The following is a 21,395-nucleotide window of genomic DNA, read 5'->3' as shown; positions in this document are numbered from 1 at the left end:
ATCCGTGGGGTACCCACTTTCGCGTAAGGTACTGGCGTGATGGTGAGTCTTGCGCAGATCCGCGGCGAAGATCCTTCGACCCTGACGGCCGGATGTCCGTCGCGCACGGTCATCGACCACGTGATGAGCAAGTGGGGAGTGCTGGTGCTGCTCTCGCTCGCCGAGGGCACCCGGCGCTGGGGCGAGCTGCGCCGCGAGGTGGAGGGCATCAGCGAGAAGATGCTCGGATCGACCCTGCGCACCCTGACGGCCGACGGCCTGGTGCTGCGACGCTCCTTCCCCGAGGTGCCGCCGCGCGTCGAGTACGAGCTCACCGATCGCGGCCGCGAGCTGATGTCACATCTCGGTCCGCTCGTGCACTGGATCGTCGACCACGCGCATGAGATGGTCGGCACGACCGACTGACCCGCCCCCGGGCCCGGACAGTGCGCCGACTCTTCGCGGAATAGTTGCGTGCGCAGACAGGTTGGACTCGATATGCCCGACTATGGCCAATCCCTGAGCTTCGGCTCCTTCGTCACCCCGACCAACGCCGACCCGCATCGCCCGGTCGCGCTGGCTCAGGCATCGGAGGCGGCAGGACTCGACCTCGTGACGTTCCAGGATCATCCGTATCAGCCGTCGTTCCACGACACGTGGACCCTGCTCACCTGGGTGGCGGCGAGCACCTCTTCGATCACGGTGTCCGGCAACGTGCTCAACCTTCCGCTGCGCCAGCCCGCGGTGCTGGCGCGCTCGGCGGCCTCGCTCGACCTGCTCTCCGACGGGCGATTCGCGATGGGCCTCGGCGCCGGCGGATTCTGGGATGCGATCGGCGCGATGGGCGGGCGAAAGCTCACCCCCGGCCAGGGCGTCACCGCGCTCGGCGAGGCGATCGAGATCATGCGCGGCATCTGGGACGCCGGAAACCGGATGCCCCTGCGCCACGACGGCGAGTACTACCGCGTGAGCGGTGCGAAGCGCGGGCCGAAGCCGGCGCACGACATCCCGATCTGGCTCGGGGCGTACAAGCCGCGCATGCTGAAGCTCACCGGGCGCACGGCCGACGGCTGGCTCCCGTCGCTGGCCTATCTGCAGCCGGGCGATCTGCAGCGCGGCAACGCGACCATCGACGAGGCGGCCCTCGCCGCCGGACGAGAGCCGTCGGAGATCCGGCGTCTGCTCAACATCGCGCCGGTCGCCGACACGGCCCGGTGGATCGACCAGCTCACGGCCTTCGCGCTCGAGGACGGCATGTCGGCCTTCATCCTGGCCAGCGACGACGAGTCGATGCTGCACGTGTTCGGCGAGGAGATCGCGCCCGCGGTGCGCGAGGCCGTGGCGCGCGAGCGCGCGGGTCGCGGCACCGTGGCGGCCGAGGCGCGACGCGGCGCGATCGCGTTATCGCTGCGCCGCGACGGCATCGACTACGACGCGATTCCGCCCTCGCTCGCGGCGAGCGCCGTCGAGCCCGGAGACCGCGGCCACGCCGACCTGCGCCACAACTACCTGCGCTCGGGCGATCCCGGCCTCGTGCTGCTGCCGTCGACCCCCGCAGAGGTGGCCGACGCGCTCGGATACGCCCGCGCCCAGGACGTGCCGCTCGGCGTGCGCTCCGGCGGCCACGGCGTGAGCGGCCGCTCGACCAACGACGGCGGCGTCGTCATCGACCTGCGCCGCTTCCGCGCGATCGAGCCGCTCGACGGCGCGAAGGTGCGGATCGGCGTCGGTGCCACCTGGGGTGAGGTCGCGGCCGCGCTGGCCCCGCGGGGGCTGGCGATCAGCTCGGGCGACTACGGCGGGGTGGGTGTCGGAGGCCTCGCGACCACGGGCGGCATCGGCCTGCTCGGCCGCAAATACGGCCTCACGATCGACCACGTGACGGCGGCCGACCTCGTGACGGCGGACGGGCGGATCCTTCGCGCGAGCGCCGAGGAGAACGCCGATCTGTTCTGGGGTCTGCGAGGAGCGGGCGGCAACCTCGGCGTCGTCACGGCGGTCGAGATCGACGCGATGCGGCTGGGCAACGTCGTGTACTCGCAGATGGCCTTCGACGCGACCGATACCGTCGGCATGCTGGAGCGGTGGGGCGCGGCCGTCGAGGCGTCGCCGCGCGAGCTGACGAGCTTCCTGATCCTCCCGCCCATCCGCGGCGGGCAGCAGCCGGTGGCGCAGCTCATGACCGTGTTCGCGGGCGACGACACCGATGAGGCGATCCGAGCCCTCGAGCGCCTCGCGGATGCCGCTCCCTTGCTCGATCACAAGGCGTACCTGCTGCCCTACTCGGGGGTCGTGCAGCCCGCAGACCGCCACCACCAGGGAGGCGGCGATCCGGTGTCGCGCACGGGCCTCGTAGACCACCTCGATGTGGCCACCGCGAGCGCGTTCTCGAACCTCGCCCGCTCGGGCGCCGCGCACTTCCTGCAGGTGCGCGCGACGGGCGGCGCCGCGCACGACCTCGCCCCCGACGCCACCGCCTATCCGCACCGGCACCAGAACTTCCTGCTCACGGCACTGGGCGCATCGCACGAGCGTCTCGACCCCATCTGGGACGCCGTGGTCGCGCCGCACACCAACGGGCTCTATCTGTCGTTCGACACCGACCAGCGCCCCGAGCGCCTCGTCGACGCCTTCGGCGTCAACCTGCCGCGCCTGCGCGAGGTGAAGGCGACCTGGGATCCGGACAACGTGTTCTCGGCGAACTTCCCCATCCGCTGAGCGCGCGCCCCGGGGATCAGAGCGGCAGGTCGTTCCAGACACCCGGGGTCGCGAGCTCGGCGTACTGCACACGCGAGCGATCCGGGGTGATCTCGGCCACGCAGGCGAGCAGCGACATGGTCGGATAGCCGTGGGAGTGGTTGTCCCGGATGATCGCCCGGTCGTCCGACGGATCAAGCGACGCGCTCTCGCCGAGCACCCGAATCCACTCGGCCGGATCGGCGTTCTCGAACGCCCCGTGCCACGCGGCGATGCGTGCCGTGGTGGGATCGTCGACGTCGTCATGGGCGAGCATGTGCGTGCCCGGGCCGAGCGTTTCACGGCGGATGTCCGTGCCGTCCCAGGAGGTCACCGTGACCTGGGTGCCGTACACCTCGACGAGGTTGAACCCGAGCGTGCGCGGAGCGCCCGAGGGCGAGGTGCCCTCCAGCGCATTCAGCACGATGCCGCCGCGCGACTCCAGCTGCGACGCGGGAACACCCTCGGGGTGACCGGCGCGGTTGAGCAGCACGGCGAGGCGCGGCCCGCGGGCGGCCAGCCAGGCGCCACCGGCCAGCTGATCGCGCACGCCCTGCACACCCGGGCGATCGGGCCACCACTCGCCGAGGGGGTTCCAGGGCCGGTGCGGATCCTCGTCTCGCACGGCGAGCAGCCGCACGGGCTCAGCGGAGGCGGGCGCGGGTACGCGAACGACGACGGTGCACATCGGGGCACAAGCCTACGGGCGCTGAGGGCGACGGGACGCGCGGCGTCCGAGGTGGAAGACTTGCCCCGTGAAGATCGTGGTCGGAGTGACAGGCGGGATCGCCGCGTACAAGACCGTGCAGCTCGTGCGACTGCTCGTCAAGGACGGCCACGAGGTGCATGTGGTCCCCACCGACGATGCGCTGCGCTTCGTCGGCCTGCCCACGTGGGAGGCCATCAGCCGGCATCCCGTCACCACCTCGGTGCACGACGACGTGGCCCAGGTGCGCCACGTCGCCCTCGGCCAGACGGCCGACCTCGTCGTCATCGCCCCGGCGACGGCGAACTCGATCGCGAAGATCGCGGCCGGCCTCGCGGGTGACCTGCTGGGCACCACGCTGCTCGCCACCCAGGCGCCCGTGCTGATCGCCCCCGCCATGCACACCGAGATGTGGCAGCACCCCGCCACTCAGCACAACATCGCCACCCTGCGCGCACGCGGGGTGCACCTGATCGGCCCCGACGACGGCCAGCTCACCGGTGCCGACAGCGGCCCCGGGCGCATGAGCGAACCCGAGGCGATCCACGCCGAGGTGCGGCGCCTGCTCGGCGCGCGCCGCGACCTCGACGGCCTCCGGGTCGTGATCTCGGCCGGCGGCACACGCGAGCCGATCGACCCCGTGCGCTTCATCGGCAACCGCTCCAGCGGACGTCAGGGAGCCGCCATCGCGCTCGCGGCCGCCGACCGCGGCGCCGAGGTGACCCTCGTCGCCGCGCACATCGAAGGATCCGTGCTCGAGACGATCCCCGATCGGATCCGGATCACTCATGTCGGCACCGCACAGGAGCTCGGCGAGCGGATGGCCGCCCACGCAGGCGAGGCCGATGTGCTGATCATGAGCGCGGCCGTCGCCGACTACCGCGTGGCGAACGTGGCCGAGCGCAAGCGCGCGAAGGAGGACGGCCCGCTCACCCTCGAACTCGTGGAGAACGAGGACATCCTCGCCGGGCTCGTCGCCGCACGTCGCCCCGGACAGACGATCGTCGGCTTCGCGGCCGAGATGCCGACCGACACCGAATCGGTGATCGAGCGAGGCATCCGCAAACGCCGCCGGAAGGGTGTCGAGCTGCTCGCCGTCAACGAAGTGGGCTGGCAGACGGGCTTCGAGCGCACCGACAACTGCGTGACCCTCATCGGCGCCGACGACGCCGTGGTCTCGACCACCACCGGCACGAAGCGCGAGGTGGCCGACGCCCTGCTCGACGCCGTGGCGTCCCTGCGGGGCTGAGGCGCCGCGAAGGCTCGGGGCGTCTCGACTCGCTCCGCTCGCTCGACGAGCGACGGGGGTGGGGGCGAGCGAAGGCGGTGGGGCGAGCGCGGGGGCCGGGGCGAGCGGGTGGGGCGGGGCGTACCCTGGCGGCATGACGGATCCGCGTCAGGAGGCCGCACGCTACCTCGCCGAGCGGGGCCTCGAGCGCGAAGAAGGCGAGGAGCGCGCAGAGCGCGAGGAGTCCACGCCGACGTGGAGCACCCCGGAGGAGCGCGCGGCGATCGTCGAGCAGGCGATCCAGCAGGCCATCCGCCGTGGTGATTTCGACGGTCTTCCGGGAGCGGGAAAGCCGCTCACCGGCCTTGCCGCGTCGAGCGATCCGGACTGGTGGATCCGCCGCAAGATCGAGTCGGAGAACCTGCGGGGGCTCGGGCCTCCCGCCCTCGCCCTGCGGGTGGAGGACGCCGAGCTCGAGGAGCGTCTCGACCGCCTCGGCCGCGAGCAGGATGTGCGCGAGACGCTGGAGGACTTCAACCGGAGGGTCAAGCGCGCCCGCCTTCAGCTGCTGGGCGGGCCGCCCGTCGTCACGAAGACGCGTGATGTCGAGGTCGAGCTCGTCGCTTGGCGGGAGCGCCGCGAGCAGCGCGCCCGCGAGCGCGCCGCGGCCGTCGAGCCCGAGCCGCCGCGTCGATCGTGGTTCCGCCGCCGCTCCGGTCGCGAAGACACCCCTCGGGGCGAGGCGAGCGAGGCCGAGGGATAAAGAACTTTTCTTTCTTTACTCCCCGGGCAGCGTCGACCGACGATGGTCAGGGTGCTCTGCACCTCGACTCCTCGGCCCCCAGTCCGGGAGGGCACGTGCGGCTGAGGAGATCGCGGGGGAAGACGGCCCCGGGTCGACGATGGGTCTCGAACGTCGTCCCCGGGGTCGCACCGGTCTTCAGCGCACGGGCGTCATGAACTCGTGCACGAGCCCGCGCACGGCGATGCCGAACAGGCTCCATCGGCCATCCGGCCCCTCGTGGCCCGGCTCGAGATCGAGGCGCGGATGCGCGATGCCCTGGAGGGCCCGGATCGCGAATCCCTCGCCGAGTGCTGCCATCGCCTCCGTGAAGTCGCGGATGCGGTACGGCGTCTTCATCCGCCAGCCGTACGCGTCCATCAGCCGCTGGTAGAAGACATCGAAGCCCGCGATCGAGTCCTCGTGGCGTCGCCGGCTCGCCTCGCGCAGCTCGGGCGCCGTGCCGCCGGCGGCCCGCAGGGCCAGGGCCAGCAGGAACGCCTGTGTGTCCCGGCCGTTCGAGACATCCTGCTTCTGCTCCGCGTCGATCGCGTGGGTCTCGGCCGCCACCCGGATGACCTCGTCGATCGGCGCCTGCCGGGCGATCAGCGGGGCGACCGCGGCGGAGGCGTTGGCGATCGGATCCGAGTAGCGCAGATCGATCATCGCGACCGCGAGGTCTCGCTGGTACTCCGTCTGGTCGGTCCAGAGGCGGTATGCCGCGCCCGTGGTGAGCCCGGCGCGCCGCAGCACGTCCTGCAGCCGGATGTGCTGAACGCCGGCGGCCGCACCCCGCTCGAACAGCATCTCGATCCCCACCCGCAGCAGCAGTGCGCGGGTCTCCTCCCCCGTCCGACGAGCCACGGATCCATCATGCACGTCCCCGAGGAACTTTCCGGAGGGGGCGGAAGAAAGCCTGGTCGGATCTGGCGCGATCCGATCGGCCGGATCGCCGACTCCCGCGGGAGCGCCACCCTATAGTGAAGTACCCTCCCCAATCGCCCGCTTGCGGCGTGCCGCCCGCGCGCCCTGCACGACCACGGGAACACCCATGCAGAGCATCGACGCGCTGCACCGGACCGCCGCCGGTGCGAGTGAGCGGGTCTTCGCCGCCCTCGCGCGCGGCGAATGGGCCGTCGCATCCAGCGCGGCCCTGGGCGCGTGGGGGCCGCTGATCAGCTTCCGCCCCGACGTCGTCGCGGTCGTGTGCGAGGCCGCGCCGGCCGAGGTGCTCGATGCGCATCCGGAGTGGATCGTGCTGCGCGCGTACATGCGCGTGGTGCACACGCGGCCGGATCTGCGTCCCGCCCTCTATATCGACGACGCGCCATCGCCCTCGCCGACAGATCCGCCCCTTCCGCGCGCGATGCTCACCCTCAGCCGAGCCGTCGCCGCCCGCACCGAGGGTCACCACGAGCGCGCCACGGCCCTCGCCTACGAGGCCGAGGCCTGGGCCCGGGAAGCCGACGCGGACGATCCGACTACCGCCGCTCTGCTGGTGCCGCTGCTGATCCAGTGCGCCGTGACGCACGAGTTCTCCGCGCGACCCGGGCCGACCGCTCGACTGCTGCAGGAGGCGTTCCGCCGAGCGAACGAGACCGGCAATGTGCGCGCGGCCCTGGACGCGTCCGGGGAGCTCGGCTGGCTGTTCTCCCTCACGGGCGACGGCACCGCCTCCGACCTCTGGCTCGCCGAGCATGAGGCGTTGCGCGCCGCCGCGCCGACCGCGGTCTCCGATCCGCTGCCCGCCCAGCTCGGGAATGTCATCCGGCGCTGGGATCAGCTGGAGTTCGACGCCGCCCAGACCCTGCTCGCGCAGGCCGACCGCCGGTCGGCCGGCGAGTACGCGCTGCTGCTCGCGGGCGCCGAGGTGCTCGTCGGAGCACGCCGCGCGGCCGATCTCGGGGGCGCCCTGCTGAGCCGCTTCGACAGCCAGGTGATGAGCACCGTCGAGTCGCGCCGCGCAAGCGGCCTCAACGCCTACGCCGACATCGTCGTGCGGTGCGAGGTGCTCGCTCTGCGCGGCGAGGCGTCAGCTGCCCTGCGCGTCTTCCAGGGCTTCGATCCGCAGGTCGCGCCGATGGTCGCCGCCCGTCACGCCCGAGCGCAGCTGCTGGTGGGCGCGAACGAGGCGGCCGATGCGACCGCCCAGACCTCGATCGAGGCCTCGATCGTGTGGGCGCGTGCGCACACCGAGGCCACGCTCGTGCGTGCGGCGGTCGCCCTGCGGCGCAGCCAGGAGGGAGCGGCTCGCGAGCTGTTCGGGCGCGCACTGCAGGCCGCGCGAGACCATCGCTCGTTTATGCCGCTCGCGGCTCTTCCGCTCGCCGACCTGCGGGCCCTCGCGCAGCTGGTTCCCGATGACGAGCACCCGGCCGAACTCGCGACGCTGCTCAGCGGTGAGGTCGCGCTTCCTCCGTCGGCGCAGCGCTTTGTGGTGCCCACCCCGAGCGAGCAGCGTCTGCTGTACGCCCTCGCGGAAGACGCCGACGAACAGAGCATCGCCGATGCCCTCGGCCTGTCGCGCAACACGATCCGCTCCCAGCTGCACACGCTGTATCGCAAGTTCGAGGTGAACAGCCGCGGCGCCCTGCGTGCGGCCGCTCGCAGAGAAGGCCTGCTGTGAACCTCACCGAGCCGATCGTCGCCGCGTTCGTGCGCGGAGACTCCGCGGAGGCCATGCGCCTGCTGCGCGACAGCAACGCGCACACCCCGCAGAGCATCGCCGACCGCGAGCGCCTGCTGCGCTTCGCGACGCTTCTCGAGGCCACGCGCGTCGCACGCGGCCGCGGCGACCACGCGCGCACCGTGGCGCTCGCGCGGGAAGGCGTCGACCTCGCCCTGCGCCTCGAGCCGCCCGAGCGCGCGCGTCTGATGCAGGTGCTGCCGGGCCTGCTCATCGAGTGGTCCCGCGATATCCGCGAGGACTTCGACCTCCGCACGCGGCACGCGCTTCTCGATCGCGCATACGCCTGGGCCATGTCGTGCCGCGACGACCGCGCCGCCGCGATCGCAGCCGGCGAGCTCGCCGCCGATCGCGCCTTCACGGGGCGCACCGAGGAGGCGACGATCTGGCTCGATCGGTCGCGCTGGCTCGCAGACGCCGCGGGGCTCGGAGAGACCAGCCGCGCGCGCCTGGCCACGGCTCTGCTGGCCTCGTCCCGCCTCGACTTCGCCGGCGCGGTGCGCATCGTCGAATCCCTGCTGCCGAAAGGCGGCACCGTCGGCCCGCACCTTCTGCCGCCGCGGGTGATGCGCGCGATCTGGACCGCCCAGCTCCGACCCGAGCTGCTGCCCTCGCTCATCGCCGACCTCGAGAGCCTGCTCGCGGCGGCCCCATGGCCACCGCTCTCACGCGCATACGTCACGATGTCGATCGCGCGCCTACATCTGCGCTCCGGGCGACCGGAGCGCGCGATCCCCCTGCTCGACCCGCGGGAGGCCGGAGCCCTGCGTCCCATGCTGCTCGTGCACCGCTCGGCCGCCCACCTCGCGCGAGGCGACTTCCACGCGGCGGAGCTCGATGCGACCGAGGCGGCGGACACCCCCGACAGCTGGCCTCGCATCCGCACGGAGATGGGAGCGCTCGCTGCGGTGGCGCGCCTGCGCCTCCAGGACGCGAAGGGGGCGGCCGAGCGCTTCCGCGATGCCGTCGCCCAGGCCGAGATCCATGACTCGCCGATCGGGCTCACGGTGATCTCCTCCGCCGATCTGGGGCGTCTCGCCGAGCTCGCCTACGGCTCCGAGGTGCCGCCGATCGTCAGGACGGTGCGGGAGGCCGCGCTTCCCGACCCCGCGGGCCCGCCGCGGACGCACCGGATCACGGAGAAGGAGTCGCGCCTGCTGCACACCCTCCTGGAGCATCCCGACCTGCGGGTGCAGGAGCTCGCGGCGCACCTCGAGGTGTCGCCCAACACGATCAAGACCCAGCTCGGATCGCTGTACCGCAAGGCCGGCGTGTCGAGTCGCGCGCAGCTCCTGCGTGCGGCGCGGACGCGGCTCGAGCTCTGAATCCCAGGGCTCGCGTCGCCGCCGCGCGCCGCCGATCCCTCTGGGCAGAGGTAAGGGTGATCGCGCGGATGAAAACCCCCCATTTGGGGGACAAACCTCTTCTAGTTTCGGTAACCAGATAACCGATATCCGTATCCGGCGCCGCCGATGCGCCCGGCAGGAGGCAGTATGAGCGTGGACCTCGCGCCCGTGAACGTGCAGCCCACGCGGCTCGCGGAGATCGTGTTCGACCGCCTGTCCGCCGCGATCCTCGACGGCACCTTCGCCCCCGGCGCCGCGGTGCGCGACAACGTGATCGCCGCCCAGCTCGGCGTCTCCCGCATGCCCGTGCGCGAGGCCCTGCAGCGTCTCCAGCGCATCGGCCTCATCGACATGGCGGCCAGCCGCTACACGCGCGTGGCCGATGTCACCCCCGAGACCGTGCGCGACACCCTCGAGTTCGCCGCCTGCCAGGCGGAGACCGTCATCCGGAACGTCCTCCCGACGCTCGACCTGCGCCAGGCACGCGGCATGCAGTCGCTGGTCGCAGATGTGATCGCCGACATCGACCGGGGCGCCCCGGCCCTCGCCTCGGCGCACCGCGTGTGCAGCCGCCTGGCCGAGATGTCCCGCAACGTGTACCTGCGCGCCTACCTCTCGGACATCGACCTCGCGATCCAGCACAACCTGCGCCACGCCGACGACAGCACCCCGGTGCGGGAGCACGTGCGCGCGCACCTCGTCGAGCTGGCTGAGGCGGTCGGCCGAGGCGACGCACGCGCGGCCGTGAAGGCCTCGACCGCGCTTCACGACCTCTCGGGCGTCGAGCGCGTGACCGCCGCCGTCTAGCGGACAGGACCCCGCGGGACGCGCGGGTCAGCGCACGATGAGCTCCGGCACGATGAGCGCGTGCGCGGATCCGGGCTCGATGCTGCGCGGCGCGACGACGTCGCCGGTCGCGCCCATCAGCATCTCGAGCACGGCCGATGCGACGTCCTCGGGGCGCTGCTCCACGCTCGAGAACCCGAGCGCCTTGGCGGTCGGGGTGTTGTCGAAGCCGATCACCGGAAGGCGTCGTCCCGCGTCGGCCAGGGCGAGCAGCGCCCCGACGGCGAGGGAGTCGCTCGCGCACACGATCGCGTCGGCGTCGAGGCCGCCTGCCAGCGCATCCGTCACGCTCCCGCGCGCGTGAGGCACGGACTCCTCGGCCACGAGCCGATCGGCGGTCGCCTCCCCCATCTGCTCTCGCCAGCCGCGCTCGCGATCGTCGCCCGTGCCGGATCCGGCCGGCCAACCGAGGAACGCGACGCGGGGCCCGAAGCCGAGCGCGTGAGCGGTCGCGGCACGGGTGCCGGCTGCGCCGTCGACGTCGACCCAGAGGTGAAGCGGGTCGTGGATGTCGTCGTCGCCCCACGGGCGTCCGAACGAGACGAACGGCAGACCGGATCCGTCCAGGCGCGGCACCCGGGGGTCGTCTCGCACCGTGCCGGTGAGCACCGCTGCCCCGATCTCGGAGCCGTCCCAGAGCTCGGCCAGCCGCGCGATCTCCTCCTCCGGCGTGCGCGCGGAGTAGACGAGCATGCGGGTGCCGCGCTCGCTGGCGCGCTCGGTGATGGCGTGCACGAACCGATCCAGCACAACGCCGGAGATGCCGCCGACATAAGGGTCGAGCCGGATGCCGATGGCGGAGCTGCGCCGCAGGCGAAGCAGACGCGCGCCGGCGTGGCGGCGATAACCCAGCGCGTCGATGGCGGCGAGCACCCGCTGACGGGTCGCGGGGCGCACGATGTCGGGCGAGTTGAGCACGTTCGAGACGGTCTGGCGAGACACCCCCGCATGCGCGGCCACATCCTGGACCGTCGGCGTCTTCGCCATCGCACACCTCCTCCGCAGTGCGGACAGGAACCGTTGACAGCCCTGCCCCGCGCGCCTAGCGTAAGCCGCATACGCAATTTGAACGATCTAATTGCGTGTCGACCGCATCCGGGCGGCACCGCACCCCGCACTGAGGCAATGACTCGTCGAAGGAGACAGATCATGACACGGCACATCACGCGCGCGCTCCTGGGCACCGGAGCGGTGCTGATCACGGGCGCACTGACGCTCACGGGCTGCGGCTCGGGCTTCGCCGACGACGGTGGCGAGACCGGCGGCGGTGGCGGTGGCGGCGGACTCACCTCCTCCGACGACGCGCTGACCATGCTCATCGGCTCGTCCGGCGACGCCGAGACGGCCGCCGTGCAGCAGGCGCTCGACGACTGGTCGGCCGACTCCGGCACCGAGGTCTCGCTGCAGGTCGCGAGCGACCTCGGCCAGGAGCTCTCGCAGGGCTTCGCGGCCGGCGAGCCCGCAGACCTCTTCTACCTCTCCACCGACCAGATCGCCGGCTTCGCCGCGAACGGCTCTCTGCAGGCCTACGGCGACGAGCTCGGCAACAAGGACGACTTCTATCCGTCGCTGGTCGAGAACTTCACGATCGACGACACGTTCTACTGCGCCCCCAAGGACTTCTCCACGCTCGCGCTCGTCATCAACACGCAGATGTGGACCGAGGCCGGCCTCACCGACGCCGATCTGCCGAAGACCTGGGACGATCTCGCCGCCGTGGCGAAGAAGCTCACGACGGCGGATCACGTCGGCCTCGCGTTCGGTGCCGAGTACCAGCGCGTCGGCACGTTCATGGCCCAGGCAGGCGGTGGTCTCGTGCGCGACGGCGAGGCGATCGCCGACGACGAGGCCAACGTCGAGGCGCTCGAGTACGTCAAGTCCCACCTCGCAGACGGCACCTTCGCGTTCGCGAAGGACGTCGGCGCCGGATGGGGAGGCGAGGCGCTCGGAAAGGGCGCGGCTGCGATGGTGATCGAAGGCAACTGGATCACCGGTGCGATGTCGAACGACTACTCCTCGATCGACTACACGGTTGCCGAGCTGCCGGAGGGTCCCGGCGGCAAGGGCACTCTGCAGTTCACCAACTGCTGGGGCATGGCCGCCGACAGCCCCAACCAGCAGGCCGCCCTCGACCTCATCGAGTACCTCACGAGCTCGGACAGCCAGCTCGCGTTCTCGAAGGCCTTCGGCCCGATGCCGTCGATCAAGTCGGCCGCCGACGCCTGGACGTCCGACAACCCTGACCTCGCGGCGTTCCTCGCGGGAGCCGACTACGCGCAGTTCCCGCCGAACCAGGACGGCGCCTCGGATGTCATCGCCGACTTCAACGCCCAGCTCGAATCGCTGAAGACCGGCGACCCCGCGACGATCCTCGGATCGGTGCAGTCGAACCTCGAAGCGATCGTCGGCTGAGATGAGCGCACGCGCCGCGTCTCGACGCGGCGGGGCCTCCGGGCTCCGCCGCGGCGAGGCCGCCGCCGGATGGCTGTTCACCGCGCCGGTCGTGGCCATCCTCGGCATCTTCCTCGTTGTGCCGGTGCTGATGGCGCTGTGGGTGAGCGTGTCCGATTGGGGCGGGCGCGGCAGCCCGCTGTCCCCGTCGGTGTCGTTCGTCGGCGCGGACAACTACCGCGCCGTGCTCGCCGACGGCGGCCTCGCGACGAAGGACTTCGGCACCGCGCTGCGCAACAACACCTGGTACGTCGTGCTCGTGGTTCCGCTGCAGACCGCACTCGCGCTGCTGCTGGCCGTGCTCGTGAACCGCGCGGTGCTGCGCGGGCGCGGCTTCTTCCGCACGGCCTACTACTTCCCTTCGGTCACGAGCTCGGTGGCGATCACCGTGCTGTGGATGTTCCTGTTCTCGGCGACGGGTGCCGTCAACGACGTGCTGTCGGCGTTCGGCGCCCGCGGGCCGAACTGGTTCAACGACCCGCGCGGCATCCTGCATCTCCTGCTCGGCGGGCTCGGGGTCACCGGCGGCCCGGAGGCGCTGACCCAGGGCGGCGCGCTCGGGATCTCGTGGTGGGACTGGCTGGCGGGGCCCTCGATCGCCATGACCGCGTACATCCTGATGGCGGTCTTCACGACCTCAGGCACCTTCATGCTGCTCTTCCTCGCGGGGCTGCAGAACCTCGGTGCCGACGTCGACGAGGCGGCGATGATGGATGGCGCGGGCGGCTGGCAGCGCTTCTGGCGCATCACGCTGCCGCAGCTGCGGCCGACGCTGTTCACCGTGCTCACGCTCGGCCTCATCGGCTGCTGGCAGGTCTTCGATCAGATCTACACCGGCACGCAGGGCGCCCCGAGCAAGACGACGCTCACCCCGGCGTTCCTGTCGTACCAGACGGCGTTCAAGAACCAGGACTGGGGTCAGGGTGCGGCGATCGCCTTCCTGCTGTTCGTGATCATCGTGGTCTTCACGCTCATCCAGCGCTGGGTGCTGCGAGACCGCGCGGTGTCGCGCCGCCGCATCCGCGCGTACCAGGCGACGCAGGACGGGGGCGCATCGTGAAGCTCGCGCGCAAGCAGCTGGCCGCCCAGATCGCGCTCTACGTCGTGCTCATCGCGCTCGCGGTGGTCTACATCTATCCGTTCCTGATCCAGGTGGGCACGAGCTTCAAGTCGGACGAGGAGGCCGCCTCCAGCGGCATCTCGCTGATCCCGGATGTGTGGACGTTCGCGGCCTACGAGCGGCTGTTCGCCCACTCGGACTTCCCCCTGTGGTTCGTCAACAGCACCGTCATCACGCTCTGCGTGACCGTAGGCCGCGCGTTCTTCGACTCGCTTGCGGGCTACGCACTGGCCCGCCTGCAGTTCCGCGGTCGCGCGGTGGTGTTCGCGGCGCTTGTGGCGGTGATGTCGGTGCCCACCGTGGTGCTGCTGATCCCGAAGTTCCTCGTGATCAACCAGCTCGGCATGTTCAACTCGTATGCGGGCATGATCCTGCCCCTGCTCGTCGATGCGGCCGGTGTGTTCATCATGAAGAACTTCTTCGAGTCCATCCCGGTGTCGGTCGAGGAGCAGGCGCGCATCGACGGCGCAGGCGCCTTCCGCCTGTTCTGGTCGGTGGTCCTGCCGATGGCGACGCCCGCGCTGACGACCATCGTCATCCTGTCGTTCCAGGGTTCGTGGAACGAACTCAGCCACTTCATCGTGTCGGCCAACGACCCGAGCCTCACCCCGCTCACCAAGGGCGTCGCCTCGCTCGCGAGCGGGCAGCTCAGCCAGGGCACCCAGTACCCGCTCAAGCTGGCGGCCGCGCTCATCATGACCATCCCGGTGGCCGTGATGTTCTTCGTCTTCCAGCGCCGGATCATGAACTCGACAGAAGGAGCCGTCAAGGAATGACCTCCGCCTTGCCTCTTCAGCCGCTGCTGGATGCCGCCGTCATCGTGCTCGAGGCGCCCACGCAGGTGTGGTCGGATGCCCGCGGGCGGATCGGGGGCGAGCCGATCCACGGCGTCTATCACGGCGATGTGCGCCACCTCCGCGCCGTCGAGGTCGTGGTGGAGGGCACCGCGCTCGAATCCATCGGCTGCAGCTCGCCCGATCCGCGGCGCCTGCTGCTGAGCGACCTGCTGCGCGGCATCGACGACGCCGCCGCCGATCCGAAGGTGCGCCTCGACCGAGACCGCCGCGTCTCGGCGGGCCGGCTCACCGAGAGCCTGCGCGTCGCGTCGCACCTCGACGCCGCGCTGTCCCTCTCCCTCTCGGTGCGGCTGGTGCCCGACTTCGCGCCCATGCAGCGGATCAAGGCGGGCCTCGCGGGCGAGGCGCGCTGGCGCTGGGAGGGCCGGACGTGCCGCTCCGGCGAGGCGTCTTTCGAGCTGGAGGCCCCGGGAGCCGACGTGACCGTCGACGACGAGGGCATCCTGCTGCGCTGGGAGGCCACGGTGCCGCGGCGCGGCGATGTGGAGCTGGCCTGGTCTATACGGCTCGCCGACACCACGCTCGTCGTCGCCCCGCCCGCCCCGGCACCCCGGGCCCTTCCTCCGTCCGCTTCCGACCCGCGGTGCGCCCGGTGGCTCGAGCGGGCATCGGCCGACCTCGACGCCCTGCGACTCGCGCTCCCCGACCGACCGGGCGACGCCTTCTATGCGGCGGGGGCGCCCTGGTTCTTCACGCTGTTCGGCCGCGACTCGATCTGGGCGGCCCGCCTGGCGCTGACGGAGGACACCCGGATGGCCGCGTCCACGCTGCGGGTGCTCGCCCGCCTGCAGGGCACGAAGACGGATCCCGCGACCGCCGAGGCGCCCGGGAAGATCCTGCACGAGCTGCGCAGCGGCGAGCTGTCGCTGCCCGGCGAAGGCGTGCACCTGCCGCCGCTCTACTACGGCACGGTCGATGCCACTCCGCTCTGGGTCTGCCTGCTCGCCGACGCCCATGCGGCCGGGCTGCCCGAGGCCGAGGTGCGGGAGCTGCTGCCCCACCTGCGCGCGGCGCTCGCGTGGATGACCGAGCACGGCGACGGCTCGGGCGGCGGATTCATCGACTACCTCGACACCACCGGGCACGGCCTCGCCAACCAGGGGTGGAAGGACTCGGGCGACTCCATCCAGTGGCGCGACGGCCGCCTGGCCGACGGCCCGATCGCGCTCAGCGAGGTGCAGGCGTACGCGTACGAGGCCGCCACGCGCGGCGCCGCGCTGCTCGATGCGCTCGGCGAGCCGGGTGCCGCGCCGCTGCGCGCGTGGGCCGCCGACCTCCGCGCCCGCTTCCGCGCCGCCTACTGGGTGGAGACCGCCGAGGGCCGGTATCCGGCGATCGCCCTCGACGCGCACGGCGCGGCCGTCGACTCCCTCTCGAGCAACATCGGTCACCTCATCGGCACCGGCCTGCTGGATCCGGACGAGGAGCGCGCCTGTGCCGCCCTGCTCACGGCGCCGTCGATGTCGAGCGGCTACGGCATCCGCACGCTCTCGACCGGCGCGGCCGGGTTCTGGCCCCTGAGCTACCACGGCGGCAGCGTGTGGACGCACGACACCGCGATCGCCGTGCACGGCCTGCTGCGCGCGGGCCTCGTTGAGGACGCCCGCCGGATCGCGGAGCAGCTCGTCGATCTGGCCGAGGGCTTCGACTACCGCGTGCCCGAGCTGCACGCGGGCGACGAGCGCGTGCCCGGCGGGCGCCCGCTGGCGTACCCCGCCGCCTGCCGGCCGCAGGCGTGGTCGGCCGCCGCCGCGATCGTCTGCGCCCGCGCGCTCGCCTGACCTCGCTCGACGGGCGAAATCGGCCCTTCTGCGTCAGTCAGGCTCGTGACTACGCTTGCGGACGCCATGCATCCCGCCGTGCGGTGCAGGGCCGATGCACATCAGAGAGGGCGCCCGCACATGCCACACGAACTCCTTCGCACCCGATTGGCCGGCGCGGCTTTTGTGGTCGCCAGCGCCCTCGCCCTGCTCCTCGCGCAGGGGCAGGACATCGCCCTCGGAGGGCGCGACTCGCTGGGCTCGCGTGCGGGCGTGATCGCGGGTGGGCTCGCGGCGGTGTCGTTCGCTGCGGCATATCTCGCCCCCGGCTCCGCCGCGCCCGGCGCCGATCTGCATCGACCTCCGCTGAAGCGGATCCTCGCGCTCGTGGCGCTGGCATCCGGAGTCGGTCTCTCCGCCTACCTGATCGTCATCGCCGTCGCCCAGGTCTTTCAGATCGGCTTTCGCGGCCTGACGATCGATCCGCTGGGCGGCGCGGCACTCGCAGGCTTCGCCGCTGCCGTGGCCAGCTACGCCGCCGCGTCCTTCGGGCCCCGCGTGACCGGCTCGAGCATCGCCTCGCTGAGCGTCTCGCTTCTGTTCATGGGAACTCTGGCGAGCATGGTCAGCTCCCCCGATGCCTCCTGGTGGCAGCTGCATTTCTCGCAGCTGGGCAACACCGCGGGGGTCACCGGGTACCGCTTCAACCTCGCGCTCATCATGACCGGCCTCCTGCTCACCGTGCTCGCCGACTACATCGCCCACTCCTTCGCCCGCGGTCTCAGAGTGCGAGAAGTCGACAGCGTGAAGACGCCGCGCACCATCGCCTGGATCTTCACGGGCATCGGTGTGTGCATGATGACCGCAGGCTGGGTTCCGGATGCGACGAACTTCGCGGTGCATGTCGGCGCGGCATCGGGCATGGTGGTGTTCTTCGGCGCGCTGACCTTCGTCGTGCTGCGCGATGTGCCCGACCTGCCCCGCGAGATGGTCGCATTCACCTACGTCGTCATCGCCGGGATCATCGTGGCCGTCCTGCTGTGGATTCCTGTGGGCTACTACAACCTGACCGGGATGGAGCTCGTCTCGGCAGGCCTGCTCTTCTCCTGGCTGATCGAGTTCACACGATCCGCGGAGTCATACGCGGGTTCGCCGCGGCGTGAAGCCGTCGATGCGTCTACTCAGCGAAAAGCGTCCGCACCCGCGGGATCACCCGCGCGTAGGTCTCCCGGACGTCGACGTACGCGCTGACGAGCCGCGGGTCGGGCTGCATCTCGACGCCGGCGTGAACCATGCCACCCACCGCGGCATCCCACGTGGGATGAATCCCGGTGCCGACCGCGGCACAGATCGCCGCGCCCATTCCGGCCGCATCGTGCACGTTCGGTGTGCGCACCGGCACGCCGTACACGGCCGCGAGGATGCGCAGCATCAACTCCGAACCGCTCCCACCGCCGGTCACGACGAGCCCCCGCCGCTCGCGACCCAGCGCGCGCCGGGCTCGCGCGTCGCCGTTCTCCGTCTCGATCGCCAGTGCTTCGAGGATCGCGCGATAGATATGGAATCGCCCTTGGGTGCCGTCGAAGCCGAGCAGCGCGCCGCGACGCCACGGCTCGTCGTGCGGCGCGAGCCAGTCGAGGGCGGCGACCAGACCGCCGGCGCCGACCGGCACGGCCTCGGCGCCGCGGTTGAGTTCTTCTTCCGACACTCCCCCGGCCGATCCTGACACGAGGTTCCGGAACCAGCTCACCGTCCACATCCCGCGGCGCACACCCGAGCTCTCGTACAAGTATCCGCCGGGCGTCGAGGAGAAGTTCGTCCACACGTCCGGATGCGGCGGCAGCGGACGGTCGCCCGGGGTCATCGTCGCGACGTAGGTGCCGAGCGACAGCAGCGCCTCGCCCTCGTCGCGCAGTCCGGCACCGAGCGCCTCCACCGCCTTGTCGTTCGAGGTCGCGATCACGGGGATGCCGGCCGGGAGGCCGAGCAGCGCCGCCGATGCCTCCGTGAGAGCGCCCAACGGCTCACCCGGTGCGACGAGCTCGAACAGCATCTCCGGCGCCATGCCGGTGCGGACGTACTCCTCGGCATCCGTGCTCCAGGCCCAGCGCCTGGTGTCGATCGGCCAGGTGCCCTGCACGTTGCCCGCCGCGTCCCTCCGCTGTCCTGTCAGCCGATGCCCGATGTACCCCGACGAGGTCGTGACGTACGCGGCATCCTCTGCCTCGGCTTCGTGCGCTCGCGACAGCCGCTCGTCCATCCAGCTCATCACCGGCTGGGCGAGCGAGCCGTCGGCGCGCAGCACAGCCCGGCAGAAGCGGATCGTGCAGAGGCCGACACCCCGGATCGCCGCCGGATCTCCCCGGAATTCGCCCATCGCCGCGCGGGTGGCGGCGACGATCGAGTCCCACAGGTCGTCGTCCGGATGCTCCCAGCGACCCGGCGCGGGCGAGGAGTACGGTCGCAGCGGGACACGGGCGCTCGCGTGAACCGTGCCGCAGCCGTCGACGATCAGGACCTTCGTGCTCTGCGAGCCGTTGTCGATCGCGACGACGTACTCCGCCGCCGGTGCGCTCACGCCGACGTCGCCGTCGTGGCTGCCCGCGTCGAGGACACGTCCTCCCGCGGGTAGATGGTGCCGAGATTCATGATCCCGCGCGGGTCGAGCCCGTCCTTCAGCACACGCAGCAGACGGTAGGCGCTGCCGTGCTCCTCGTGCGTCCACGCCGTGCGGTACTTGCCGACGCCGTGGTGGTGCACCATCGAGCCGCCCAGCCGCAGCGCCTCCTCGACCACGATCGCGTTGAGCGGCTCGTGGTACTCGGTGATCTCCTCCCGCGGCTCGCACGTGATGTCGTAGTCGTACACGAAGTAGAGGTTCGTGCCGGTCTGGTAGCTGTGCGACGAGTGCGCGCCGAGCATCGTCAGGTCGGCGGCGCGCGGGAACTCCGTGCGAGCCCGGCGCATCACCGACTCGAACAGCTCCGCGACACCCGACCAGTCGATCGACACCTCGGTCGTGTACCCGAGATGCGACTTCTCGAGCATCTCGCGCTTCTCGGCGTCGATCTTGTCCTGGCCCCAGTTGAGGTTGTCGAACCACTTCTCGATCAGCGCGGGGTCGACCTTCTCGTGCGGGATGCCGGCGAAGATCTGCTCCACGCCGGCGGCGGTGGCGTCGGCGATGCCCTTCGGCCCCTCCGCGACGACGACCACAACGGCCTTGCCGTCGGCGAAGTGCGAGAAGTGCTGCGCCGCGTCCTCCTCCGAGTACGCACGGGCGACGGAGGGACGGTAGCCCGTGACGATGATCTCGCGAAGGCCAGCGACGCCCGCAGGGAGGGAGTCGACGAGGTAGCCGAGGAAGCGGTTGTTCTCGGGCTGGTAGCTGAACACCTTGACGGTCACCTCGGTGATGACGGCGAGCGCGCCCTCGTTGCCGATCACGATGTGGCGGATGTCGGGTCCGGCCGCGCGACGCGGCACGTTCTTGACGCGCACGACCTCGCCGCCGGGGAGCACCGCCTCGAGCCCGACGACCATGTCCTCGATCCCGCCGTAGAGCGTGGAGAACTGGCCGATCGATCTCGTCGCGACGAGTCCGCCCATCTGCGCGAGCGGCTTCGACTGGGGCGAGTGACCCGTGGTGAGGCCCTGAGCACGCAGGGTGTCCTCGAGCACCTGCAGCGGCACGCCGCACTGCGCGGTGACCATCATGTCGACGGGGTCGATCTCGAGGATCGCGTCCATGCGGGAGCCGTCGAGCACGATCGAGTCCTCCACGATCGTCTCGAGGCCGCCCTCGGTTCCCGTGCGGCCGGTGCGGGGCACGACGTTGACGACGTTCTCCTCGGCGAACGCGAGGATCGCCGAGACGTCGGCGGTCGAGCGCGCATAGGCGATGGCCGCGGGGATCGGTCCGTCGAAGATGCCGTGCACCGAGGTGTACTTCTTGAAGCGGTCCACGCTCGCCTCGCGCAGCGCCTGCTCCTCGGTCTCGACCTGGTCGGCGCCGAGGATCTCCTGCAGTCGGGTGACGATCTCCTCGCGCGAGAGAGCGGATCGTGAAGTGACCATGGGAAAGGTGTCCTGTTCGTTAAAGGTGTCGGCGCGCCGCAGTCAGCGCACCAGGTAGCCGCCGTCGACGGACAGCACGTGTCCGTTGACGAAGTCGGAGGCGGGGCTCGCGAGGAAGACCGTCGCACCCATCAGGTCGGCGACGTCCCCCCACCTCCCCGCCGGGGTGTGGTCGACGATGCGCCGGTTGGCCTCGGCATCGGCACGCGTCTCGGCCGTGATCGGGGTGGCGAAGTACCCCGGCGCGATGGCGTTGACCTGGATGCCGTGACCGCCGAGCTCGTCGGCGTAGGCCTTGGTGAGGCCGGCGATGCCGTGCTTGGTCGCGGCGTACGCGGGCGACCCGATTCCTCCGAGGAAGGAGAACAGCGAGGCGATGTTGATGATCTTGCCGGAGCCCTGCCGGATCATCCGCTTGGCCGCCTGGTGCGACATCTCGAACGCGGCCGTGAGGTTGACGGCGACCATGGGGTCCCACAGCGTTCGGCCGAACTCCGTCACGTCGGCGATGCGGCTGATCCCGGCCGAGTTGACGAGCACGTCCACTCCCCCGAAGGCCTCCACGCACGCGTCGAGGACGCGGGCGGGCGCCCCTTCCGCGGTGATGTCGATGCGGAGCTCGCGGTAGCCGACGCCGGCTTCGGCGAGCAGCGCGGCGGTCTCGCCGTCGTCGTCGAACAGTGTGGGGACGAAGACATCCGCCCCCGCCTTGGCGAGTGCGAGCGTGAACGCCTGGCCGAGGCCCGTGTTGCCGCCCGTGACGATCGCCCGCTTTCCCCGGAGGGAGAAGTGGTCGAGGGAGAAATCGGTGATGTGCACGAT

Annotated in this window: 18 protein-coding genes; 12 read left to right on the top strand and 6 right to left on the bottom strand. The window is 71.3% G+C overall.

What is annotated here, in order from left to right:
* Positions 1-36: 36 nt before the first annotated feature.
* Positions 37-405, top strand: coding sequence for a winged helix-turn-helix transcriptional regulator (locus J5V96_RS05735; protein ID WP_372439929.1), 369 nt, complete (start codon positions 37-39; stop codon positions 403-405).
* Positions 406-477: 72 nt separating this feature from the next.
* Entirely contained in the window at positions 478-2,697 is a 2,220-nt protein-coding gene (locus J5V96_RS05730; RefSeq protein ID WP_208502393.1) for an LLM class flavin-dependent oxidoreductase, read from the top strand.
* 16 nt (positions 2,698-2,713) lie between these two features.
* Here the strand turns inward: J5V96_RS05730 and J5V96_RS05725 are convergent, their stop codons facing one another.
* A complete protein-coding gene (locus tag J5V96_RS05725) occupies positions 2,714-3,403 on the bottom strand; it encodes an NRDE family protein (RefSeq protein ID WP_208501615.1) in 690 nt (229 codons plus the stop codon).
* Positions 3,404-3,470: 67 nt separating this feature from the next.
* On the opposite strand from J5V96_RS05725, the gene coaBC reads away from it, so the two are divergent.
* Together coaBC and J5V96_RS05715 are read left to right on the top strand one after the other, a co-directional pair.
* The gene (coaBC, locus tag J5V96_RS05720) at positions 3,471-4,670 is read left to right on the top strand and encodes a bifunctional phosphopantothenoylcysteine decarboxylase/phosphopantothenate--cysteine ligase CoaBC (RefSeq protein ID WP_208501601.1); all 1,200 of its coding nucleotides are present in this window, start codon (positions 3,471-3,473) and stop codon (positions 4,668-4,670) included.
* A 133-nt stretch (positions 4,671-4,803) separates the two neighbouring features.
* Positions 4,804-5,412, top strand: coding sequence for a DnaJ family domain-containing protein (locus J5V96_RS05715; RefSeq protein WP_208501585.1), 609 nt, complete (start codon positions 4,804-4,806; stop codon positions 5,410-5,412).
* Between the two features lie 177 nt (positions 5,413-5,589).
* Here the strand turns inward: J5V96_RS05715 and J5V96_RS05710 are convergent, their stop codons facing one another.
* Positions 5,590-6,294 (bottom strand): hypothetical protein, encoded by a 705-nt coding sequence (locus J5V96_RS05710; RefSeq protein WP_208501582.1) that lies wholly within the window; start codon positions 6,292-6,294, stop codon positions 5,590-5,592.
* A gap of 187 nt (positions 6,295-6,481) precedes the next feature.
* On the opposite strand from J5V96_RS05710, the gene J5V96_RS05705 reads away from it, so the two are divergent.
* From J5V96_RS05705 to J5V96_RS05695, 3 genes are all read left to right on the top strand, one after another.
* Positions 6,482-8,056 (top strand): LuxR C-terminal-related transcriptional regulator, encoded by a 1,575-nt coding sequence (locus J5V96_RS05705; RefSeq protein ID WP_208501581.1) that lies wholly within the window; start codon positions 6,482-6,484, stop codon positions 8,054-8,056.
* The gene (locus J5V96_RS17370) at positions 8,053-9,441 is read left to right on the top strand and encodes a helix-turn-helix transcriptional regulator (RefSeq protein WP_208501580.1); all 1,389 of its coding nucleotides are present in this window, start codon (positions 8,053-8,055) and stop codon (positions 9,439-9,441) included. Before J5V96_RS05705 ends, J5V96_RS17370 begins: the two co-directional genes overlap by 4 nt.
* Before the next feature lie 168 nt (positions 9,442-9,609).
* Positions 9,610-10,269, top strand: a complete 660-nt coding sequence (locus J5V96_RS05695; protein ID WP_208501578.1) for a GntR family transcriptional regulator — start codon at positions 9,610-9,612, stop codon at positions 10,267-10,269.
* Between the two features lie 27 nt (positions 10,270-10,296).
* Here J5V96_RS05695 and J5V96_RS05690 read toward each other — a convergent pair whose 3' ends face one another.
* Positions 10,297-11,295, bottom strand: coding sequence for a LacI family DNA-binding transcriptional regulator (locus J5V96_RS05690; RefSeq protein ID WP_208501576.1), 999 nt, complete (start codon positions 11,293-11,295; stop codon positions 10,297-10,299).
* A gap of 162 nt (positions 11,296-11,457) precedes the next feature.
* Here J5V96_RS05690 and J5V96_RS05685 point away from each other — a divergent pair, with 162 nt between their 5' ends.
* The 5 genes from J5V96_RS05685 to J5V96_RS05665 all read left to right on the top strand — a co-directional run bounded on the left by J5V96_RS05685 (position 11,458) and on the right by J5V96_RS05665 (position 17,747).
* On the top strand, positions 11,458-12,720 hold the full coding sequence (locus J5V96_RS05685; RefSeq protein WP_208501574.1) for a sugar ABC transporter substrate-binding protein: 1,263 nt from the start codon (positions 11,458-11,460) through the stop codon (positions 12,718-12,720).
* A 1-nt stretch (position 12,721) separates the two neighbouring features.
* The gene (locus J5V96_RS05680; RefSeq protein WP_208501572.1) at positions 12,722-13,819 is read left to right on the top strand and encodes a carbohydrate ABC transporter permease; all 1,098 of its coding nucleotides are present in this window, start codon (positions 12,722-12,724) and stop codon (positions 13,817-13,819) included.
* Positions 13,816-14,655, top strand: coding sequence for a carbohydrate ABC transporter permease (locus J5V96_RS05675; protein ID WP_372439928.1), 840 nt, complete (start codon positions 13,816-13,818; stop codon positions 14,653-14,655). Before J5V96_RS05680 ends, J5V96_RS05675 begins: the two co-directional genes overlap by 4 nt.
* Positions 14,652-16,517: a glycogen debranching N-terminal domain-containing protein gene (locus J5V96_RS05670; protein WP_208501570.1), complete on the top strand. Its 1,866-nt coding sequence runs from the start codon at positions 14,652-14,654 to the stop codon at positions 16,515-16,517. The genes J5V96_RS05675 and J5V96_RS05670 overlap by 4 nt, the downstream gene beginning before the upstream one ends.
* Positions 16,518-16,637: 120 nt before the next feature.
* Positions 16,638-17,747: a DUF998 domain-containing protein gene (locus J5V96_RS05665; protein ID WP_208501568.1), complete on the top strand. Its 1,110-nt coding sequence runs from the start codon at positions 16,638-16,640 to the stop codon at positions 17,745-17,747.
* On the opposite strand, the gene J5V96_RS17365 is transcribed toward J5V96_RS05665, so the two are convergent.
* From J5V96_RS17365 to J5V96_RS05650, 3 genes are read right to left on the bottom strand one after another with little or no spacing between them, the layout of a single operon-like run.
* Positions 17,674-19,074 carry an FGGY-family carbohydrate kinase gene (locus J5V96_RS17365; RefSeq protein WP_208501566.1) on the bottom strand — a complete coding sequence of 467 codons (1,401 nt, stop codon included), beginning with the start codon at positions 19,072-19,074 and terminating at the stop codon, positions 17,674-17,676. The genes J5V96_RS05665 and J5V96_RS17365 overlap by 74 nt on opposite strands.
* Positions 19,071-20,573, bottom strand: coding sequence for an FAD-binding oxidoreductase (locus J5V96_RS05655; RefSeq protein ID WP_208501563.1), 1,503 nt, complete (start codon positions 20,571-20,573; stop codon positions 19,071-19,073). The genes J5V96_RS17365 and J5V96_RS05655 overlap by 4 nt, the downstream gene beginning before the upstream one ends.
* Before the next feature lie 42 nt (positions 20,574-20,615).
* Complete coding sequence (locus J5V96_RS05650; protein ID WP_208501561.1) at positions 20,616-21,392, bottom strand: SDR family oxidoreductase; 777 nt, start codon at positions 21,390-21,392, stop codon at positions 20,616-20,618.
* Positions 21,393-21,395 lie beyond the last annotated feature (3 nt).

This window comes from Microbacterium stercoris (genome assembly GCF_017592545.1).
In the GTDB taxonomy this organism is placed as follows: domain Bacteria; phylum Actinomycetota; class Actinomycetes; order Actinomycetales; family Microbacteriaceae; genus Microbacterium; species Microbacterium stercoris.
This window is presented reverse-complemented; position numbering and strand designations above follow the sequence as displayed.